Origin of the sequence: Pseudocoprococcus catus (genome assembly GCF_019734885.1) — a bacterium.
GTDB lineage: Bacteria > Bacillota > Clostridia > Lachnospirales > Lachnospiraceae > Coprococcus_A > Coprococcus_A catus.
In genome coordinates this window covers 118,146-138,458 of record NZ_JAAXCM010000034.1, presented here as the reverse complement: position 1 = coordinate 138,458, position 20,313 = coordinate 118,146, and the positions used below count along the sequence as shown (strand labels likewise).

General features: G+C 43.4%; 20 protein-coding genes. 6 read left to right on the top strand and 14 right to left on the bottom strand.

What is annotated here, in order from left to right; genetic code table 11:
- Window positions 1–64: 64 nt before the first annotated feature.
- The 4 genes from HED67_RS10355 to HED67_RS10340 form a co-directional block, all read right to left on the bottom strand.
- Window positions 65–412 (bottom strand): type II toxin-antitoxin system PemK/MazF family toxin, encoded by a 348-nt coding sequence (locus HED67_RS10355; RefSeq protein ID WP_178440703.1) that lies wholly within the window; start codon window positions 410–412, stop codon window positions 65–67.
- Between the two features lie 82 nt (window positions 413–494).
- Complete coding sequence (alr, locus tag HED67_RS10350) at window positions 495–1,676, bottom strand: alanine racemase (protein WP_221718251.1); 1,182 nt, start codon at window positions 1,674–1,676, stop codon at window positions 495–497.
- A 27-nt stretch (window positions 1,677–1,703) separates the two neighbouring features.
- On the bottom strand, window positions 1,704–3,227 hold the full coding sequence (locus tag HED67_RS10345; protein WP_221718250.1) for an NAD(P)H-hydrate dehydratase: 1,524 nt from the start codon (window positions 3,225–3,227) through the stop codon (window positions 1,704–1,706).
- A gap of 83 nt (window positions 3,228–3,310) precedes the next feature.
- Window positions 3,311–3,973 carry a redox-sensing transcriptional repressor Rex gene (locus HED67_RS10340; protein ID WP_178437960.1) on the bottom strand — a complete coding sequence of 221 codons (663 nt, stop codon included), beginning with the start codon at window positions 3,971–3,973 and terminating at the stop codon, window positions 3,311–3,313.
- Window positions 3,974–4,261: 288 nt separating this feature from the next.
- Here HED67_RS10340 and HED67_RS10335 point away from each other — a divergent pair, with 288 nt between their 5' ends.
- Window positions 4,262–6,199: an ABC-F family ATP-binding cassette domain-containing protein gene (locus tag HED67_RS10335; RefSeq protein ID WP_221718249.1), complete on the top strand. Its 1,938-nt coding sequence runs from the start codon at window positions 4,262–4,264 to the stop codon at window positions 6,197–6,199.
- On the opposite strand, the gene HED67_RS10330 is transcribed toward HED67_RS10335, so the two are convergent.
- The 5 genes from HED67_RS10330 to HED67_RS10310 form a co-directional block, all read right to left on the bottom strand.
- Complete coding sequence (locus HED67_RS10330) at window positions 6,196–7,113, bottom strand: S8 family peptidase (RefSeq protein WP_221718248.1); 918 nt, start codon at window positions 7,111–7,113, stop codon at window positions 6,196–6,198. The two genes, HED67_RS10335 and HED67_RS10330, sit on opposite strands and share 4 nt — an antisense overlap.
- Before the next feature lie 96 nt (window positions 7,114–7,209).
- Window positions 7,210–8,955 carry a pyruvate kinase gene (gene pyk, locus HED67_RS10325; protein ID WP_178437966.1) on the bottom strand — a complete coding sequence of 582 codons (1,746 nt, stop codon included), beginning with the start codon at window positions 8,953–8,955 and terminating at the stop codon, window positions 7,210–7,212.
- Window positions 8,956–9,025: 70 nt separating this feature from the next.
- Window positions 9,026–9,934 carry a sugar phosphate nucleotidyltransferase gene (locus tag HED67_RS10320; RefSeq protein ID WP_215633140.1) on the bottom strand — a complete coding sequence of 303 codons (909 nt, stop codon included), beginning with the start codon at window positions 9,932–9,934 and terminating at the stop codon, window positions 9,026–9,028.
- A 149-nt stretch (window positions 9,935–10,083) separates the two neighbouring features.
- Window positions 10,084–10,317, bottom strand: coding sequence for a helix-turn-helix transcriptional regulator (locus HED67_RS10315; protein ID WP_178437970.1), 234 nt, complete (start codon window positions 10,315–10,317; stop codon window positions 10,084–10,086).
- Window positions 10,318–10,454: 137 nt separating this feature from the next.
- Entirely contained in the window at window positions 10,455–11,036 is a 582-nt protein-coding gene (locus tag HED67_RS10310; RefSeq protein WP_221718247.1) for a class I SAM-dependent methyltransferase, read from the bottom strand.
- 74 nt (window positions 11,037–11,110) lie between these two features.
- Between HED67_RS10310 and HED67_RS10305 the strand changes: the two genes are divergently transcribed.
- Complete coding sequence (locus HED67_RS10305) at window positions 11,111–11,347, top strand: hypothetical protein (protein WP_178437974.1); 237 nt, start codon at window positions 11,111–11,113, stop codon at window positions 11,345–11,347.
- A 119-nt stretch (window positions 11,348–11,466) separates the two neighbouring features.
- On the opposite strand, the gene HED67_RS10300 is transcribed toward HED67_RS10305, so the two are convergent.
- Entirely contained in the window at window positions 11,467–11,661 is a 195-nt protein-coding gene (locus tag HED67_RS10300; protein ID WP_178437976.1) for a hypothetical protein, read from the bottom strand.
- Window positions 11,662–11,826: 165 nt separating this feature from the next.
- On the opposite strand from HED67_RS10300, the gene HED67_RS10295 reads away from it, so the two are divergent.
- Together HED67_RS10295 and HED67_RS10290 are read left to right on the top strand one after the other, a co-directional pair.
- On the top strand, window positions 11,827–12,339 hold the full coding sequence (locus tag HED67_RS10295; RefSeq protein ID WP_221718246.1) for a hypothetical protein: 513 nt from the start codon (window positions 11,827–11,829) through the stop codon (window positions 12,337–12,339).
- Window positions 12,340–12,355: 16 nt separating this feature from the next.
- The gene (locus HED67_RS10290; protein WP_178437980.1) at window positions 12,356–12,637 is read left to right on the top strand and encodes a hypothetical protein; all 282 of its coding nucleotides are present in this window, start codon (window positions 12,356–12,358) and stop codon (window positions 12,635–12,637) included.
- 113 nt (window positions 12,638–12,750) lie between these two features.
- Here HED67_RS10290 and leuS read toward each other — a convergent pair whose 3' ends face one another.
- Both leuS and HED67_RS10280 read right to left on the bottom strand, forming a co-directional pair.
- Window positions 12,751–15,150 carry a leucine--tRNA ligase gene (gene leuS / locus HED67_RS10285; RefSeq protein WP_178437982.1) on the bottom strand — a complete coding sequence of 800 codons (2,400 nt, stop codon included), beginning with the start codon at window positions 15,148–15,150 and terminating at the stop codon, window positions 12,751–12,753.
- Between the two features lie 93 nt (window positions 15,151–15,243).
- A complete protein-coding gene (locus tag HED67_RS10280; RefSeq protein ID WP_221718245.1) occupies window positions 15,244–15,765 on the bottom strand; it encodes a hypothetical protein in 522 nt (173 codons plus the stop codon).
- A 203-nt stretch (window positions 15,766–15,968) separates the two neighbouring features.
- On the opposite strand from HED67_RS10280, the gene HED67_RS10275 reads away from it, so the two are divergent.
- Window positions 15,969–16,409: a S24/S26 family peptidase gene (locus tag HED67_RS10275; protein ID WP_221718244.1), complete on the top strand. Its 441-nt coding sequence runs from the start codon at window positions 15,969–15,971 to the stop codon at window positions 16,407–16,409.
- Here the strand turns inward: HED67_RS10275 and HED67_RS10270 are convergent.
- Entirely contained in the window at window positions 16,393–16,665 is a 273-nt protein-coding gene (locus HED67_RS10270) for a PqqD family protein (protein ID WP_221718243.1), read from the bottom strand. The two genes, HED67_RS10275 and HED67_RS10270, sit on opposite strands and share 17 nt — an antisense overlap.
- Window positions 16,666–16,775: 110 nt before the next feature.
- Between HED67_RS10270 and HED67_RS10265 the strand changes: the two genes are divergently transcribed.
- Window positions 16,776–17,993 carry a nucleotidyltransferase family protein gene (locus HED67_RS10265; protein ID WP_221718242.1) on the top strand — a complete coding sequence of 406 codons (1,218 nt, stop codon included), beginning with the start codon at window positions 16,776–16,778 and terminating at the stop codon, window positions 17,991–17,993.
- Window positions 17,994–18,170: 177 nt separating this feature from the next.
- Here the strand turns inward: HED67_RS10265 and fusA are convergent, their stop codons facing one another.
- The gene (gene fusA, locus HED67_RS10260; protein ID WP_178437991.1) at window positions 18,171–20,276 is read right to left on the bottom strand and encodes an elongation factor G; all 2,106 of its coding nucleotides are present in this window, start codon (window positions 20,274–20,276) and stop codon (window positions 18,171–18,173) included.
- Window positions 20,277–20,313 lie beyond the last annotated feature (37 nt).

Here is a 20,313-nt window from a genome sequence, read left to right as displayed (position 1 = left end):
AATCCTGCCTGCAGAATTTTCCGCTGCAAGAAAAAAGCTGCCTCATAACGAGACAGCCCCGGAATTATGTATCCAGTTCAAGACTGATGCTTAACGCACGGTCTACTTTTTTGAGAATTTCATCATCCAGATGACAGACCTTTTCTTTCAGTCGCTTTTTGTCAATAGTCCGCACCTGTTCCAGAAGGACAACGGAATTCTTGACAAGTTTATAACGTTCGGCATCCAGTTCCACATGGGTAGGCAGTTTTGCCTTGTTCATCCGTGATGTAATGGCCGCACAGATAACGGTGGGACTGTGACGGTTGCCGGTATCGTTTTGAATGATCAGTACCGGTCTGACACCGCCCTGTTCCGAGCCGATAACCGGTCTGAGATCTGCATAATATATATCGCCTCTTTTAATGATCACGCATATCACACTCCTGATAAACTTTAAAAGCATTATTCCCGTTTATCGAAAGTGTATTCATCAGGACTGCGAAAATCTCTGATTATGAGCGAAGATAATTCACAATATCAACAACTTCACCATCACGATAATATACACGCGGTACACGTCGGTTGATATCACATACAAATTCGTAATTAAAAGAATTGTTGATGGCAGCGACCTCTTCTACGGAAATGTTCTCACTGCCCTGAGAGCCGACGAGAACAACTTCATCGCCCTGTTTGATCTCATAATCTGCATCTGTGACATCTACCATCAGCTGATCCATACAGACGCGGCCGATGATCGGCCAGGACTGACTGCCGATGAGGACACGGCCTTTGTTGGATAAACCTCTTGGGTAGCCATCTCCGTATCCGATAGAAACTGTAGCAATGCGTGTCGGACGTTCACAGGTAAAGGTTGCACCATATCCGACAGTTGTTCCCGGTTCCACGGTTTTTACATAGATGACGTGACTCTTTAAACGCATCACAGGTTCCAGCTTGATGATATCTTTATCAACTTCATCGGAAGGATAAAGGCCGTAGATAATAATACCTGCCCGGGCCATATTCATACGCATACCCGGATATTTGATGATGGCGGCACTGTTGGCACAATGTCTGATCGGAATGTGTACGCCGTTGGCTTCAAGCTGTTCAATCACATTGTCAAAACGCTTCAGCTGTTCAAATGTCATCTGGTCGTTTTCACAGTCAGCACATGCAAAATGAGTAAAAATACCGTCGATACGGATATTCTTGAGAAGAGAATTGATCATAACAATACCCTGGACAGTGGCGTCAACACTTTCTTCATCGGACTTAAAACCGATTCTGCTCATACCTGTATCAAGTTTGATATGAACATCGGCAACGGTATGCATGGAGCTGGCAACAGCATCGAAATCTTTGGCCATACTGTATGTAAAAATAGCCGGCATGATATGATAGGTGATCATATCCGCATACTGCTCCTTTGCGACAAAACCGAGAACAAGAATCGGCTGGATAATACCGTTGTTGCGCAGCTCGATACCTTCATCAACGGTGGCAACGGCAAAACCGTAAGCCCCCATGGCTGCAAGTTCACGGGCAAGGACTACGGCGCCGTGGCCGTAGGCGTTTGTCTTGATAACACACATAAGCTTTGTATCACCGAGAACAGCCTGGATCTCCTGTATATTATGTTTCAGTGCGTCTAAATTTATCTCGGCGCAGGCACGATAAGTGTTTTTCATATTTCCCTCCAAATTAAGCGTTGCTTTTTAGTTCATAGTGATCTTTTTCAATAATTCAGGGATAGCATTTAAAACATCAGAAGCTGTCATTGAATGAAATCCTTTGCTGGATGCAGCTATATCTCCTGCACGTCCATGTAGATAGACTCCCAGGCGGGCTGCTTGGTTTAAAGGCATGTGCTGTCCGCAGAGACCTGCGATCATTCCTGTCAGAATGTCACCGCTGCCGCCGGTAGACATGCCGTTATTGCCTGATAAATTGATATATATTGTTTCAAAATTATCAATAATCATGGTTCTTGTATCTTTCGCAATACATATTACACCATATTCACGCGTAAATGCTTCACAAACTTGTACCAAATTTTCTTTAAGATATTGGATATTATGGCCAGTTAGTCGTGAAAGTTCTTTCATATGCGGCGTAATGACTGTAGGAATCATGGATTCTGACAGCCAATTCCGGTTTTTTGAAAGAATATTTAAGGCATCGGCATCAATGATCAGTGGAATCTGACAATCGGAAGCTGTTACTGTTCTGACAATATTTTCGGCGGCAGGTCCCTGGCCGAGTCCCGGACCGAGAACAATGGCCTGATAATTTTTCAACAGATCCGGGAGGGCAGAGAAATCTTCCTGTGTATCCGGATAGGTTTTAAGAACTGCTTCAGGCAATAGCTGCTGAAGAATACACCGATTGCTTTCGGGTGTATAGACGGTGACAAGTCCGACGCCCATTCTATAGGCAGCCAGTGCAGAAAAATACGCGGCACCGGCCATGTTTTTACTTCCGGCGATGATTAGTACATGACCGTAAGTCCCTTTGTTGGAATCAGCACATCGTTTAGGCAGCCTTTGGCAGTCATCCTTCGTATAAGTTATATACTGCAGTCCAACAGCCTTCCGGGCAGCCGGATCAAAACCAATATCACGGCAGATCACCTGTCCGGCGTAATCGGCTCCGGGATAAAAGACCAAACCTGTTTTGACGTAACCGAAAGTGACAGTCTTGCGGGCACGGACAGCAAGACCCATGACATGACCGCTGTCAGTATGGATACCAGAAGGAATATCAATAGCAATAATGCAGCTGCCGCATGATGCCGCATGGTTGATGGCTGTGATCCAGTCTCTGTAATTGCCTTCAACCGGTCGGTCAAGGCCGATACCGAAGATGGCATCGATGATTATATTATATGCGCTAAGATCCGTTCCATTGCCGATAGGCACTGATAATTTTTCGGCAATGGCTAATTGTTTCTGACAATCGGCGGACATTTTCTCTCTTTTGCCCGCAAGGAAAATACAGACATCCAAGCCTCTTTCGTGAAGAATTCTGGCAGTAGCGATGCCGTCCCCACCATTGTTGCCGCTGCCGCAGACGACAGCGATTCTGACAACAGGAAGATGCATCTGATCGGCTGTTTTTTGGACTTCCTCTGCAACACATAAAGAAGCCCGTTCCATAAGAACAAGAGAAGGGATGCCGGTTTGTTCGATAGTATAGGTATCAATGGCTTTTGCCTGCCTTCCGGTGACAAGATACTCCATAATGCTTATCTCCTTTTAAACAGAAAATTAGCTGAAGAGCAGGAAAGCTGCTCTTCAGCTGTCATCAATCAATGTCCGGTTGATCAGTCATCCATATAAGAATGGTAGCTGTATTTTTCTTTGCCGCGATTGCGGAAGTTGTAGGATAATGTCATCAGACTTTCGTCAAGATGGACATTCTTTACACAGACATCATCGGATACATGAAGATCTGTCGGTGCAAAATTCCAGATAGCACAAATGCCCCACTCTTCCAGCTGGCTGGCGATGGTACGTGCATTCTTCTTCGGAACGGTCAGTGTGGCAACATGGATTTCATGGGTTTTGATGAATTCTTCCAGTTCATCTACCATCTTAATCTCAATGCCATGTACGGCAAGTCCTTCAAGACGAGGATTGGCATCAAAAATACCGATCACTCTGAAGCCAATACGGTCAAAATCATAGTTCGCCAGTGCCTGACCAAGATTTCCGGCACCGATGATGATCATATTCTGAATGGTGTTTAATCCGAGGATCTTACCGATTTCTTCAAAGAGATATTCCACATTATAACCATATCCCTGCTGACCAAATCCACCGAAATTGTTAAGGTCCTGTCGAATTTGTGATGCAGTTACCTTCATACGGATGCTTAATTCCTTGGATGAAATTCTAACAACATTGTTCTCAAGTAATTCTCCCAGATACCTGTAATACCTTGGTAATCTGCGGATTACAGCTGATGATATACCTCTTTCTGACATTTTAATCACTCCTGTTTCATGTATTTCGTATACGTATCTTTATAGAACAATCACAAAGTAAACTGATAGAGATATGTACAAAAATCTGATAATTAATTCACAATAGTCAGTGCTATACATAAATATTATAACTAAATGATATTTTATTGTCAATCAATGTTTCGTTATAAACACATGAATAAATGTAATAAACGTATTTTTGTCAGGTACGCTCCAATTCACAGCTTGCAACAAGTTCAAGGAAACGGTATAATGGAAAGTAAAGTTTAAAAACAGGAGGAGTTTCATATGATATTATCTTGCCAGCAGATCAGTCTGGCCTTTGGAACAGAGGTTATCCTTGACAAGATTTCATTCCATATAGAAGATCACGAGAAAACAGCGATTGTCGGTATTAATGGTGCAGGAAAGTCTACGCTCCTTAAGATCATCATGGGAGAATTGACGCCGGATTCAGGTGAGGTGATCATCAGCCGGGGTAAGACGATTGGTTATCTGGCACAGCATCAGGATATTCATTCAGAGTCAACGATCTATGAAGAAATGATGAAAGTCCGTGAGAATGTTGTCAGAATTTATGATAAGCTTCGTCAGTTGGAGTTGGATATGAAGCAGGCGGATGAAGATAAACTGCCGGAGATGTATGCTGCCTATGACCGTTTGAACCATGCTTTTGAGCAGGAAAATGGTTATGCCCTTCAAAGTGAAGTGACAGGTGTTTTAAAGGGACTTGGATTTTCCGAGGAGGATTTTAATAAGAAGGTCTCTTCTCTTTCAGGTGGGCAGAAGACCCGAATTTCCCTGGGGCGTCTGCTGCTTACCAAGCCGGATATTATTTTACTGGATGAGCCGACAAACCACCTGGATATGAAATCTATTGCCTGGTTGGAGACATTTTTGCAGAATTATAAAGGTGCGGTTATTATCGTGGCCCATGATCGTTATTTCCTTGACCGTATTGTGACAAAGGTTGTGGAGATTGAGAATCATAGGGCACGGATGTACAGCGGCAACTACTCAGCTTTTGCGGAGAAAAAAGCCCAGATCCGTGATGCGGAATTGAAAGCATGGATGAATCAGCAGCAGGAAATCAAGCATCAGGAAGAAGTCATTGCGAAGCTGAAATCTTTCAATCGGGAGAAATCTATTAAGCGTGCTGAGAGCCGTGAAAAGATGCTTGAGAAGACAGAGCGTATTGAGAAGCCCCAGGAGGTGAATGCTTATATGCATTTATCTCTGACACCGGATGTACAAAGCGGCAATGATGTACTTCATATAGAAGGCCTGAGCAAGGCTTTTGGCGATCAGCGTCTTTTTTCAAATATTAATATAGATATCAAACGTTCTGAAAAGGTGGCATTGATCGGCGATAACGGAACAGGTAAGACAACAATCTTAAAGATCATCAACCAGATCATTCCTGCGGATAAGGGACTGATCCATTTGGGAAGCAATGTACATATCGGGTATTATGATCAGGAACATCAGGTTTTGGATATGAACAAGACGATTTTTGATGAAATTTCAGATACATGGCCATCCATGACGCATACGCGTATCCGAAATGTGCTGGCAGCGTTCCTGTTTACAGGGGATGATGTTTTCAAATATATTCGTGATTTAAGCGGCGGTGAGCGGGGACGTGTTTCACTGGCAAAGCTGATGCTCTCTGATGCCAATCTGCTGATTCTGGATGAACCAACAAACCATTTGGACATTATGTCCAGGGAAATCCTTGAGAATGCGCTGCGTTCTTACAGCGGTACACTCCTCTTTGTTTCACATGACCGATATTTTATCAATCAGGTGGCGACCAGGATCCTTGAGTTGTCGGAGAACGGACTGGCCAATTATAACGGCAATTATGATTATTATATAGAAAAACAGTTAAATCCTTCTGCAACAGAATCTTCCGGGGAATCAGTTGCGGCCGGTACTGCTGCTGCGGAAACCGTCAGTGCGGGTAAAATGGATTATAAGCAGCAGAAAGAATTGCAGGCGAAGGAAAGAAAACGTAAAAATCAGCTGAAGAAGACAATGGAACGTATTGATGCCATTGATGCCCGGTTAAAAGAGCTGGATGAACTGCTTGTACAGGAAGAGGTTTATACCAATGTCAGCAGACTGATGGAAATTAACAAAGAAAAAGAGGCATTGGATGAAGAACAGCTGACGCTGATGGAATTATGGGAAGAATTGGAGGCGGATGGTGACAGCCTGGGTTAAGGGCTGTCACATCTGCCGTCTAAGCATTCCGGAATATGGAACAATCCCCATCCCTGATAGGATTTCGGGTAATTGAGAGGTCGCGCACTTTTTAAAAGACAGCGCTTGACCTCTTTGTTCGTTAAATCAGGATATTGATCAAGAATTAAAGCAATACCGCCGCTGACAACAGGGGATGCCATGGAAGTGCCGCTGCGGATGGTGTAGGGGTGTTCCTTGTGGTTTCCGCAGGAACAGATCTGAAATCCCGGTGCAAGTATCTCGGGTTTGCAAATACAGTTTTTTGTGGGCCCTCTTCCGGAGAAAATACAGCTGCTCTTCTGCCCGGCGGGTGAGAATATCTCCGGTGCGGCACCGACAGTGATCACCTTCCGGCTTGTTCCCGGTGAGGTGATGCTTCCCAGGGACGGGCCATTATTGCCGGCAGCGGCGACGACGATTAATCCGTGATCCCATGCATATTCTACGGCATCTGTCAGCATTCGGTTTTCGACGGTGAGTTGGTTGGCTTTGGCACCAATAGAAATATTCATAATGCGTATATGGAAACGGGCCTGATGTCTGACGGTCCATTCAATGGCCCGGCAGACGGTCTCTGCTGTACCGTTGCCGTGATGATCCAGGATCTTCAGGATGATCAGATGGGATTTCGGGGCCATTCCCATATATCTGCCTTTGGATAAATAGCCATTTCCGGAGATAATACCGGCAATATGCGTTCCGTGTCCGTTGTCGTCGTAAGGCGTTTCGCGGTAATTCACAAAATCGCGGAATACACGGATTCGGTTGTCGGGACTGTTAAAATCCGGATGGGGATAAATGCCGCTGTCTAAAACAGCAATACCGATGCCAAAACCATAGAGACCGCGCTGGTAGGCGAAACCTGCACCAGTACGATGTCTGACATTATTCAATGTGGACTCCGGATAATTTTATTTATTATTATATATACGAAAAAGCAGAGACATGGTGTCTCTGCTTTTTTGTATATATAATTTGAAACAGATAAATTATTTATTGGCGTAAACAATGCCCTTCTTGCTGTCGATTGTAACAAAAGCACCCTGTTTCAGAATTTCTGTAGCACTCTTTGCTTCAAGGAGTACAGGAATATCAAGGCTCATACCGACAACTGCAGCATGGGATGAAAGGCCGCCTTTCTCAACGATCAGAGCGGATGCTGTACGAAGCTGAGGCATCATCTCGTTGGTTGTTTCGTTGATTACGATGATATCTCCCGGTTTATAGCTGCGAAGCAGTTCACTGGCTGTTTTGCATACGCAGAGATTACCGGAAACAATTTTGTCATTAACGCTCTTGCCTTTTAAGAGAACATGGCCGACAACATGTACCTTGATGAGATTTGTTGTACCGGAAACACCGAGAGGTACACCGGCTGTAATAACCACAACTTCACCCTGCTGAACGATACCTGCTTTTTCAGCAGTCTCAACAGCCAGATCAAAGAGCTGGTCTGTGTTCTTCTCAAGCTGACACATCATGATCGGTGTAACACCCCAGGAAAGATTCAGCTGACGATATGCTTTTTCATCCATGACACAGGCAACAACCGGAGATTCAGGACGATACTTGGAAACCATACGGGCAGTGAAACCGGATTTTGTAACACTGATGATGGCGGATGCGTTCAAATCCATAGCTGTTGTGCAACATGCATGGGAGATCGCATTTGTAATATCAGGATTAACAAGAGTTGTTCTCTCTTTGAAACGTTTGCGGTAGTTGATGGAAGCTTCTGTGCTTTCGGCAATCTTCACCATTGTCTGAACAGCTTCAATCGGGTAAGCTCCGGCCGCTGTTTCACCAGATAACATAATAGCACTTGTGCCGTCATAGATCGCGTTGGCAACGTCTGTTGCTTCTGCACGTGTCGGGCGAGGATTCTTCATCATAGAATCAAGCATCTGTGTTGCTGTGATAACGACTTTGCCTGCTTCATATACCTTCTTGATGATCATCTTCTGGAGAACAGGGACATCTTCGAATGGGATTTCAACACCCATATCGCCACGTGCCACCATGATACCATCAGATACGCGGATGATCTCGTCAATATTCTGAACACCCTGCATATTCTCAATCTTGGAGATGACTTTGATTGTTTCGCCATTGTGATCTTCAAGAATCTTGCGGATATCAAGAACATCCTGTGCGCTTCTTACAAAAGATGCAGCGATGAAATCGTAATCATTTTCAACGGCAAAAACAATATCATCATAATCTTTCTGGCTGATATAAGGCATTGTCAGATGGCAGTCGGGTACATTGACACCCTTGTTGTTGGAAACGGCACCGTTATTTAAAGCACGGCAAATAATATCTGTAGCTGTCTTTTTGACAACAGATAATTCAATCAGACCGTCATCAATCAGGATTCTGCCGCCGACCTGTACGTCGTTAACAAGATTCTTATATGTGATGCTGACGATGTCCGGTGTACCTTCCACATCTCTTGTTGTCAGTGTAAACATGTCTCCTGTATGAAGTTCAATCTTATTGTCTTTGAACTTGCCGACACGGATTTCAGGCCCCTTTGTATCCAGCAGTGCAGCAACAGGGAGGTTTAAATCTGTTCTGACTTTCTTGATGATATTAAGGGTTGCAAGATGGGATGCATGATCACCATGGGAAAAATTCATACGTGCAACATCCATACCATTTAACATCAGCTGTTTAATCTTCTCTTCACTATTTGTTGCAGGACCGAGTGTACATACGATTTTGGTTTTTCTCATTATTATTTTTCTCCTTTTGTTGTCAATCATTATTCGTAAAATTGTATTTATCTTGAAGATCCAAGTCGGATTACATCTGGTAGATGCCGTTTTGCTTGAGTGCTGCAATAGCAGCAACAACAGTGGCTTTGTCTTCTTTGTAAGTAACACCATACCATTTGTCATTGGAATGGAGAACCTGAACCGTTGCCTTGTCATCAGCTAACAGACTGCTGACAACGGAAGGCAGAAAATATTCTGATTTGAGTGGATTCTTCGGCATCTCATTGGCCAGAAAATCACTGAACTGCTCTTTCAGCTCTTCCATAAAACTTGCTGTAAAACCCCACATGTTCATGGAAACACGTTCATCAGGTGAAATAGGGATCAGAGTCTTGCCGTCATCCTCGGAATAGGCGGCACCTTCCGGTGTCATGACAATATAAGTACGTTCACAGATACCTGTCAGATAACCATCTGCATCAACGGTGCAGACACCACGGGATACGTGTCCATTCTCAGTTAGTGTATTGCCAAGGCGATAGCCCACCATTGTATATCTGTATTTGCTGTCATCTTCATGGGAGATCAGATAATCATAGATCATCTTGAATGCTTCAGGACCATAATAATCATCTGCATTGATCACAGCAAAAGGACCATCAATGATGTCCATACAGCTAAGAACAGCATGCCCTGTTCCCCATGGTTTTATTCTGCCTTCAGGCAGGGAGAATCCTTCCGGAATATTCTCAAGCTCCTGAAAAACATAAGCGACTTCCATAAGTCCTTCAGCTCTCTTGCCGATGGTTTCGCGGAAAATCTGTTCGTTCTCACGTTTAATAATAAAGATAACCTTTTCAAAGCCTGCACGGACAGCGTCATAAATTGAAAAATCAATAATGATATGTCCGTCGGAATCGATTGGGTCGATCTGCTTTAATCCGCCGTAGCGGCTGCCCATACCGGCCGCCATAATTACGAGTACCGGTTTCTTCATTTGTCAGTTCCCTCCCTGTATTAGTCCGTTCGCAACTGCTCACGATGAGACTAGATAATGATGTCTGCTTTGTGCAGTTTTCTTCAGAGCTATTTTATCATAACAAGTCTGAAAATTCATCTGCTTTGTGAAAAATTTTTCAATTCTGTTCAATAATAACTACGATTGGCCTTTTCAATGATGTTTATCAGTGGTTCATTTAGCATATCGGATAAAATGAGCAGTGATCCCATTGACGGTTTGCATATTTTTGTTTCCCATAAATGGATTGTATTGGTACTTACGCCGAGACGCTCGGCTAATTCCTGTTGTGTAATATTATTTCTGACACGATATGATTTTAATGCATAACCCAATTCTGTCATTTGGTTGTCAAGAATCATGAATATTTCCTCCTCTTCATTATGTAACTGCATGCAGCAGTTTTTACAATGTATGAACTTTGTTGGCTTTCGGATAGCATCATTTTATCACAGAGGAAATAAAAAACATGTCGAAACAGAATAGGTATTTCAATAAATTATTTATTTTCTTTCAGCTTTTTGATCAAATATAAGACAGGGGGTGTGTTTTTGCGATTAAAAGCGTCAATTTTCATGATAGAAAAATATTTCGGAGGAAGGGACTGAAGGTAGGCTTCCACGGAGGCCTTTTCATTTACACCGCCCGGATGGCCGTAATAAGAAAGAACAGCACCGCCGCCCCCGGCTTCTGTTATGGAAAGGGCCGCTTCAAGTGCCTGGAGGGTTGAAGCACTTTCTGTGATGACAGAGGGGTCACCATCCGGCAGATAGCCAAGATTAAAGACAAAGAATCGGAGGGGCTGATCAATATATTGTTTGAGGCGGCTGTGTGAATCGAGAATTAAATGAGCCGGGGCCATTAAGCCATTTTCTGTCAGAAGGGCTTTTGTTCGGGTTATCGCCTCCTGTTGAATATCAAAGCTGTAGACAGTGCCATGCTCTCCTGTCAATTGGCACATATACGCTGTATCATGTCCGATTCCCATTGTACAATCACAAACGGTATCCCCCGGACGAATCAGTTCATCCATGCACTGATGAATGATGTCGATCATTTTTAAACTGGTTATTTCAAACATTTTCAAACTCCTTTTGCACTGGGACAATCTATGCCCCATAAGATATATCAAACATGAATGTGGAGGCTAAAATCATGAGCGATTTAGCTGCAACAAGCTGCTGCAATGACTGCGGATGTAATGGACTGACAAATAATAATGGAAATGGATGTGGCTGCGGCAATAACTGGATCTGGATTTTGATCCTTCTGTGCTGCTGCAATGGCAACAATGGCTGCGGCAGCGGAGGCTGCGGGAATGACAGCTGTGGCTGTGGCAATAACTGGATCTGGATTCTGATCCTTCTGTGCTGCTGTGGATGCAATAACTAAAAAATGCAGTTGAGTTACTGGTATGAAAGGGGCCCATAAAGGGCCTCTTTTGTATGTTTAGGAAAGCTGAGACTGCATTAAAACACGGTACCAGTTCAGAAAAAGATTTTCTGACATAATTATTTTGGCAGGTAGCCGCGTTGAATGGCACATTGCTTATCTATTTCATAGATCGTATTTTCATCCTCGATAATAATTGTATCATTATCCTGTCTGATAATTTTTGAATGAGGTGTGATATAGGCATTGTTGTTTTTATTCTCATTATTTTTATTATAGAAGGAATGATATAATACGGATTTTTGTTCGTCCATTTGATATGATACTCCTTTTCCTTTTCTAATACAATATATGATTCCGGTCAGCTTTCTGTCAGAGCATCTATTTTCATAAACAGAATTTTTATGAATGGCAATGTCATATTTCAGATCAGTTGCTCATAGAATATAAAGAGTTCATTTGCCTGTGAGGAGTCTGTGATGGATGCAGAAAAGATTCCTTTGACAGAAGCCGATACAGCTTCTTACGATTCAACTGCCCAGATGCTGAAAGCCGCAATGGCCTATGTCAATCCGTCCCTTGGAAAAATGATGGCCGTGATGGCAAAATCTATAGAGCTGCAGCATATGATGCAGTATTTGAACCAGGGAGGTATCAGGGCCTGCGGTGTGTCAAACCGCTCTATTCCACCGGAGGAAGTCCTGCGGGATTTGAGGAAATATTGCGGGTCGAAAGAAAAAGAACAGCTGGATCGGTGCCTGAATCTGATGAATATGGCAAAGATGTATGAAATGTACAGAAATTTTTCCGGGTCCGGTGATCTGTCGGCCATGGCTTCGATGATGTCATCGGCAGCAGGAACAGGCAGCGGAGAGGCAGCAGGTACTTCCGGCAGTGCAGGTGATAATGAATATTTCAGGAAAATGCAGTCAATGCTCACACCCGAGCAGATCCAGCTGATCCGTAATATCGGAAACCAGCAGAATACATAAAGGAGGCAAAGAAAAAATGACACGAGTGGATTGGGCCAATCATCCGGCCGTCAGAAAAATTGATATTCGGAAATTATCAGTCCTTATGGCATTGATGAATCAGTCAGAAGGAAAAAGCTTTTCGGAAATGATTCCGTCGATTATTGATGCCAATAAGCATCTGACAGCCATGGGACTTGCGTTTACCAATGATGAGATTAAATTGATCTTTGATGTGATGAAGAAAGATATGTCTGAAGAGGAAGTACAGCAGTTTAACAAACTGCGGAGCCTGATGAACTTACCGACGTGGCTTTAGTTTGATTTGGAAGTAGTTCGATTGATAAGAAAATAGGACTTAAAACAAGCTTCTGTGTTGAATTGCTTGTTTTAAGTCCTATTATGATAAATTAAAACCACACGATTGGTTGTTTATTTTACGATCAGGTTCAGGATCTTGCCTGGTTTATAAATAACTTTGACAATGTTCTTACCTGCTGTGATGTTGGCGATTTTAGGCAGTGCCACGGCTTTGGCTACGGCTGTTTCTTCATCATCATCTAATGAGAGTTCAACTGCATCCTTTGGCTTACCGTTGATCTGAACACCGATTTCGACTGTTTCGTCTACCATCTTGGATTCATCATAAACCGGCCATTCGGAAACGGACAGGAAACCTTCGCCGCCAAGCATCTCCCAGAGTTCCTCTGTGATATGCGGTGCAAATGGTGAAAGCAGCTTCAGGAATGTGACGTACTGCTCTTTGCCAACTGCCGGCGTGGACTCGAAGTCATTTAACAGTGCCATCAGTGTTGCGATGGCTGTGTTGTACTTCATATCTTCGATATCATCACTGACTTTCTTGATAGCTTTGTGAAGCGGATTGTCAAGGCTGTGGACATTCTCCTCCGTAACCTTCTCAAAGATACGATAAACACGGTCAAGAAAACGTTTGCAGCCGCGGACAGAGTTCTCGTTCCATGGTGTAGATGCACCGTAGTCACCCATGAAAAGGATGTAAGTGCGGAGTGTATCTGCACCGTATTTGTCTGCAACATCCAGAGGATCCACAACGTTGCCCTTGGATTTGCTCATCTTTGTACCGTCAGGTCCGAGGATCAGACCCTGTGCGGAACGTTTTGCGTATGGTTCAGGTGTGTTAACAACACCGATATCATACAGGAAACGATGCCAGAAACGGGAATAGATCATATGTCTTGTAACATGTTCCATACCGCCGTTGTACCAGTCAACAGGCATCCAGTATTTCAGTTTCTCCGGATCTGCCAGTGCTTCTGTGTTGTGAGGATCGATATAACGGAGGAAATACCATGAAGAACCTGCCCACTGAGGCATTGTATCTGTTTCACGTTTAGCGTCTCCGCCGCACTTTGGACACTTGCAGTTGACAAAGCTGTCAATCTTGGCCAGTGGAGATTCGCCGTCTTCACCTGGCTGGAAGTGCTCTACCTTAGGCAGACGAAGCGGTAATTCTTCGTATGGTACACCTACCATACCGCATTTTGGACAGTGAACGATCGGAATCGGTTCACCCCAATATCTCTGGCGGTTGAATGCCCAGTCTTTCATCTTATACTGAACACCCTTCTCGCCGATACCCTTTTCTTCAAGAACTTCAATCATCTTCTCAATGGAATCTTTCTTGTTGGTATAACCGTTTAAGAAATCGGAGTTGATCATTTCGCCATCGCCTGTATAAGCTTCTTTGTCAATATCGCCGCCCTTGATAACAGGGATGATCTCTTCACCGAATTTTCTTGCAAAATCATAGTCACGCTGATCGTGAGCAGGTACAGCCATGATGGCACCTGTACCATAACCCATCATAACATAATCGGCAATGAATAATGGTACTTTCTTGCCGCTGACAGGATTGATGGCCATCAGTCCGTCGATCTTGACACCGGTTTTGTCTTTATTGATCTCGATACGTTCAAACTCACTCTTCTTCGCACATTCTTCACGGTAAGCTTCGATCTCATCCATGTTCTTGATCTGGTCGGCATATTTGTCGATCAAAGGATGTTCCGGTGCGATAACCATGAATGTGACACCGAAAAGTGTATCCGGACGTGTTGTATAAACGCGGAGACTCTCCTGTTCATTATCCAGTTTGAAGTTTACAAATGCACCTGTGGATTTGCCGATCCAGTGCTGCTGCTGCTGTTTGATATTGTCAGGGTAATCCACTTCGTTCAGACCTTCAAGCAGTTTGTCTGCATACTTGGTGATGCGAAGATACCATACTTCCTTGGACTTCTGGATAACATCACTGTGGCAGATATCACATTTGCCGCCCTGGCTGTCTTCGTTGGAAAGGACAACCTTACAGGATGGACAGTAGTTAACCAGAGTCTTGTCACGGTAAGCAAGACCATTTTCGAAAAGCTTCAGGAAAATCCACTGTGTCCATTTGTAGTAGTCTTCCTGTGTTGTATCAATGACACGATCCCAGTCAAAGGAGAAGCCCATACGCTTCATCTGATTGGAAAAACGTTCAATATTCTGATCGGTAACAATTCTTGGATGTGTGTTGGTCTTTATGGCGTAGTTCTCAGCCGGAAGGCCGAAAGCGTCAAAACCGATCGGGAAAAGAACATTATATCCCTGCATACGACGCTTACGGGATACAACTTCAAGACCTGAGTATGCCTTGATATGACCGACATGCATGCCGGCACCGCTTGGGTAAGGAAATTCTACCAGACCATAGAACTTCGGCTTGTCACTGTTGTCTTTGGCAGCAAAGAGGTCTGCATCAGCCCATTTCTTCTGCCATTTTGATTCAATTTTCGCGAAATCGTACTTCATAACGCTTTATATGTTCCTCCTTAAAGGGAAAAAATCCCATAATAGTTAAACTATTTTTAATTCTATCATAAACAGATTGAAAGTCAATGGTAACTATTCAGCATCATCAGCTGCATCTTCGGACACCGGATTGGATGCTTCCGGATGAAGTGTTTCGGCAGGAAGTGTGGAGATCAGCTTCAAAAGCTTCTCCAGTCGTTCAACCGAGGCCTGAGGTGTAATCTTTACACAGAAGAAAGCGATAATGGCCAGTGCAAAAAGTAAAATTGCCTGCTGCCATAATTGCTGTGATAACATGACGCCGCCGCCGATACCCATAGCTGCAACCATGAACCAGAGAAAGAAAATGGCGGATTTCATCTTGCCGATGACGCCGCTGATCTTACTTCCGGTACCTTCCGGTTTGATTGTCCCGGTAAAACGAGTGGACAAATAGACCGTATCGTAATCACTGTGAAAAAAGACCATCAGCTGATTCTTCTCGTGTGTGCCGAAAAAACATCGCTCACCGCTGTAGGCACCTTTGTTCTTAGAAGTAAATTCGACAATTTTGCTGTCCCACAGGCGAAGCCATGTCTCGGGATCGTGTTCGCTGTGTATTTCAAATGGTTTCATATGAGAAACTACCTCCCTTTTTGATGATTGTTTCAAACAGAACAATCTCAATAATTGTAACATATGTTGGAAAACAATACAAGGTTTGGCCGGCAATGACGGGACGGTGATTGTCATTTCCTGCAGATTACATTATAATAAAATAGATTGGGGCTATTTTCCACATTTAAAAGAAGCGCTTTAGACATAATTGGAGATTATAAATGAATACATCATATGCAGTAGATATTGAACAATTACTTGAAGATGGACATGTCATCAGAATCAAGCCTGAAGGATACAGCATGTATCCATTTTTTGTTCCCGGTCGGGATGCAGCCATTATAGAAAAAGTATCCACCGACACATTGAAAAAGGGGGATGTTGCTTTATATCGTCGTGATGGGAGCATTCTTGTCCTGCATAGGATCTGCAGGATAACCCAGAAAGGCTTTTATATGGTGGGCGACAATCAATCCGTGATTGAAGGACCGCTGAGACCGGATCAGATCAGAGGAAAAATGGTTGCATTTGAGAGAAAAGGCCGCAGACCGGTTTCCGTGGGTCAGATGCGATACCGCATTTTGTCGGGAATCTGGCTGAGACTTCTGCCGGTACGTCCGATTTTTTGGAAAATATCGGCGTTTATCAAGAAGAAAGTGTGATCAGACCGGCAGCAGCCAGCTGATGAAGGGTCTCTTCAATGTCCGCTGCAATAACGGCGGCATCAATATGATAATATCTGCTGACCTGTTCGGTCAGTTCGGCAATTGTCTCACATTGATCCACCAGCTGATAGATATAGGCGGCAGTTTCGCTGAGGGTGATGACATCACTCATCTCTTCTGCTGTCTCATAGCGGGGAATCAGGATATAATCATCAGCGATTTTTTTCATAGCAAATTGTTTGATCTTTTTCATAGGGGGAGTTTCCTTCCTGATAAATAATGCACTGACTTGCCAGTGCTGATTTAATACTAGTATAATATTTTCATATCATAATTTCAATGGATATTGAGAGGGAGTTATAAATGACATCGATAGAAAAGAACTATTTGCAGATGATCTGCAGAAGCTGTCATTTAAATGAACAGAATAGCGATGGGGATAAAGAAAATCCTCAAAGGGAGACAGTATCGGAGCAGACGGCACATCAATTGGTGGAGTTGGCCAAAAAGCAGTACATGGCACCTTTTCTTCTGCAGGATCTGAAAGGGACCGCCTGCTTTGAATACGTTAAGCGGCAGGCAAAAATGATGATGTTTAATTATTATCAGATTGAAGAATTGACCATCAAAACGACACAGCTGCTTGAAGCTGAGCATATTCCGTATATTTTATTAAAGGGAATCAGCTTGGCGGCCTGCTATCCTGTTCCGGAGTATAGAAAGCTTGGAGATCTGGATCTTTTGATTTTGGATCAGGAAAAACTTGAATTAACAAAAAAGGTGTTGAAAGACAATCAGTATGAGGAGGAAGAAGAAGAAAGCGATCATCATCTGACTTATTTTTATAAATTTTCCAATGGGCGCAGGCATATCATAGAAGTCCATTATCGTATTGTCGGTGTTTATCATTATGCACCGACAAATCATGTGATTGATCAGGTATTTTCCGGGCAGCATCTGAAGCCGGTGATACAGCGTATAGAAGGACGGAATTATCCGGTGCTTCCCCCTACGGAATATACATTTTATATGTTGCATCATATGTTGAAGCACTATCTGTATGATGGTTTTGGCATCCGATTGTTGTGTGATTTTTCATTATATGTGGAGAAAAACGGTAAGGATATTGATTTTACCCAATTGAATGAATGGTGCAGCAAATCAGGTATGGCATATTTTTTTGCAACCATTATGGACTGCTGCAAAAAATATCTGGGACTTTCAAAAATGATACCGGGAATGCTTTCAATTCCTGAAAATGAATGTGATCAGTTCATGACTCAAATTCTCGGCGGGCACGAAGTGGGCAATGAAAAGCAGTCTTCCCTTGTGTACAGCGGGACTTACCGCAGGGCAAATCTGCTTGCCTGTTTTAAAGAAGGACATACGCAGATGAAAGTCCGTTTTCCGAAACTTGGCAGAATTGTGCCCATATGGCCGGTGTTGTGGGGATTTACTTTTTATCACTTTGTAAAGAATACATACAGGGTAAGAAACACGACGCTTCGGCAGACCATCAAAGATTTCAAGACGGACAACCAACGGGCAGAAAATCTGCATCTATTTGAAAAAAAGGATTAAAGCAGCGAACATCCTCAGAATAAAGTGTACAAAAAGGCAGCTCCGAATGGAACTGCCTTTGATTTACGCGAATAATGAGTCAAAGCCCATGCTTGCATGTGACTTTGAGGAATATCGCGATGGCGAGTGAAACTCGCGGAGCGTGTTTCACTCGTTTGTTATAAAGATGATTAGAGATTACTCTTCTGCTTCACGGGCATTATCTGCAATGACACGCTCCTGAACATCGGATGGTGCCTGTTCATAACGATCGAACATGTAGGAATAGGTACCTCTGCCGCCTGTCATAGAACGAAGATTTGTGGAGTAGCCATATAATTCGGATAATGGAATGTCGGCTACGACTTCTGTCTTGCCGTCTCCAACAGGGTTCATGCCAAGAACACGACCTCTGCGTTTGTTCAGATCGCCCATGATGTCACCTGTGTAATTATCAGGAACAACAACACTTAAGGAAGCGATTGGCTCAAGAAGAACAGGAGTTGCTTTCATGAAAGCAGACTTAAAGGCCTGTTTAGCAGCTGTCTTGAAAGCCATTTCTGAGGAGTCAACCGGATGATAAGAACCATCAAACAAAGTTGCTTTGACACCTACAACAGGATAACCTGCCATAGGGCCTTTCACAACAGATTCCTGTATACCCTTTTCAACTGCAGGGAAATAGTTTCTAGGTACAGCACCGCCTACAACACGTTCAGCGAATACATAAGGTGTTTCAAGATCACCGGATGGTTCAAATTCCATGGCAACATCACCATACTGGCCATGACCGCCGGACTGTTTCTTGTATTTCTCGCGGACGTCTACTTTCTTGCGGATCGTCTCACGATATGGTACACGTGGTTTGGACAGTGTAATTTCTACTTTATACTTAGCAGCTAGCTTGCTGACAACAACATCTAGATGCTGATCACCCATACCATACATCAGGAGCTGACGGTTTTCCTTGTCATTGAATGTCTTCAATGTACAATCTTCTTCCATCATCTTCTGCAAAGCCTGGGAAATCTTGTCAACATCAGCTTTGTTCTTTGCTGCATAGCGTTTGTATGTATAAGGTGCACTGAGTTCAAACTTCTCAAATACAAGCGGATCACTCTTCAGCGAAAGTGTATCACCGGTTTCTGTATTCGTCAGTTTGGCAATGGCACCGATATCACCGGCTTTAAGCTCAGGTACTTCAATCGCTTCTTTGCCGCGGAGGACATAGAGACGACTCAGTTTCTCTTCTGTCTCTCGTTCATAATTGTAGATCACAGAATCTGCTTTCAATTCACCGGAGCAGACTTTCACTAATGAATAACGACCGATGAATGGATCCACAATGGTCTTAAATACATATGCGGAGAACGGACGTCTGGAGTCATAGTCCACATTGTATTCTTTGTCAGTTCTAGGATCTTTACCAAAAATCTTAACTGTATCACGGATTGGTGACGGAAGGAATTCGACGCATGTCTTAACAAGGTTTTCGATACTGATATTGTAAAGACCGGATCCGCATTGAACCGGAACAACATTGCCGTCATTGACATTCTGTCTCAGGGCATCAATAATCTCATCGATTGTAAATTCGCCGCCATCAAAATAACGATCCATAAATTCTTCACTTGTTTCAGCAACAGCTTCAAGGAGTGCTTCACGACAAGGCTCTAATTCTGCCTGAAGTTCATCTGTCAGATGCATATCTTCAATGGCAACATCTTCAAATTTGTTGCCGTCATCTGTACACTTGCGTCCCATCATCTTAACAACATTCACGTAACCTGTGAACTTGTTGTCTTCTTTGACAGGGAGATGGAAAGGTGCGATCTTCTTGCCGTATAAAGCACGGAGATCTTCTACGATCCTGGCATAATCAGCATTGTCATCATCGATATCTGTTACAAAGAATACTCTAGGAATATCGTACTTCTCACAGAATTCCCATGCACGTTCTGTACCGGCTTCAACACCGGCTTTACCGGAGATAACAATGATCGCGCCGTCAGCAACAGATAATGCTTCTTCAACTTCGCCGACAAAATCGAGATAACCCGGAGTATCAAGAAGATTGATCTTCCAGAATCGCCATTCAATTGGAACGATGGATGTACTGATTGAAAACTTTCTCTTGATTTCTTCTTTATCATAATCGCTGATAGTATTGCCATCAACCACTTTGCCCATACGCGACGTAACACCTGTTACATTCGCCATTGCTTCAACGAGTGTTGTCTTACCGCAGCCGCCGTGCCCCAGAACTGCTACGTTACGAATATCCTGTGTCTTATAAACCTTCATGTCCAGTCCTCCAATACGATTTGATACATAGGTTAAA

Bases quoted from the DNA above. Each gene is read 5' to 3' on its own strand.
- alr (WP_221718251.1), bottom strand. From the start codon at position 1,676: ATGAAAAACACTTATCGTGCCTGCGCCGAGATAAATTTAGACGCACTG.
- HED67_RS10345 (WP_221718250.1), bottom strand. From the start codon at position 3,227: ATGGAGTATCTTGTCACCGGAAGGCAGGCAAAAGCCATTGATACCTAT.
- HED67_RS10340 (WP_178437960.1), bottom strand. From the start codon at position 3,973: ATGTCAGAAAGAGGTATATCATCAGCTGTAATCCGCAGATTACCAAGG.
- HED67_RS10335 (WP_221718249.1), top strand. From the start codon at position 4,262: ATGATATTATCTTGCCAGCAGATCAGTCTGGCCTTTGGAACAGAGGTT.
- pyk (WP_178437966.1), bottom strand. From the start codon at position 8,955: ATGAGAAAAACCAAAATCGTATGTACACTCGGTCCTGCAACAAATAGT.
- HED67_RS10320 (WP_215633140.1), bottom strand. From the start codon at position 9,934: ATGAAGAAACCGGTACTCGTAATTATGGCGGCCGGTATGGGCAGCCGC.
- HED67_RS10315 (WP_178437970.1), bottom strand. From the start codon at position 10,317: ATGATTCTTGACAACCAAATGACAGAATTGGGTTATGCATTAAAATCA.
- HED67_RS10310 (WP_221718247.1), bottom strand. From the start codon at position 11,036: ATGTTTGAAATAACCAGTTTAAAAATGATCGACATCATTCATCAGTGC.
- HED67_RS10305 (WP_178437974.1), top strand. From the start codon at position 11,111: ATGAGCGATTTAGCTGCAACAAGCTGCTGCAATGACTGCGGATGTAAT.
- HED67_RS10300 (WP_178437976.1), bottom strand. From the start codon at position 11,661: ATGGACGAACAAAAATCCGTATTATATCATTCCTTCTATAATAAAAAT.
- HED67_RS10295 (WP_221718246.1), top strand. From the start codon at position 11,827: ATGGATGCAGAAAAGATTCCTTTGACAGAAGCCGATACAGCTTCTTAC.
- HED67_RS10290 (WP_178437980.1), top strand. From the start codon at position 12,356: ATGACACGAGTGGATTGGGCCAATCATCCGGCCGTCAGAAAAATTGAT.
- leuS (WP_178437982.1), bottom strand. From the start codon at position 15,150: ATGAAGTACGATTTCGCGAAAATTGAATCAAAATGGCAGAAGAAATGG.
- HED67_RS10280 (WP_221718245.1), bottom strand. From the start codon at position 15,765: ATGAAACCATTTGAAATACACAGCGAACACGATCCCGAGACATGGCTT.
- HED67_RS10275 (WP_221718244.1), top strand. From the start codon at position 15,969: ATGAATACATCATATGCAGTAGATATTGAACAATTACTTGAAGATGGA.
- HED67_RS10270 (WP_221718243.1), bottom strand. From the start codon at position 16,665: ATGAAAAAGATCAAACAATTTGCTATGAAAAAAATCGCTGATGATTAT.
- HED67_RS10265 (WP_221718242.1), top strand. From the start codon at position 16,776: ATGACATCGATAGAAAAGAACTATTTGCAGATGATCTGCAGAAGCTGT.
- fusA (WP_178437991.1), bottom strand. From the start codon at position 20,276: ATGAAGGTTTATAAGACACAGGATATTCGTAACGTAGCAGTTCTGGGG.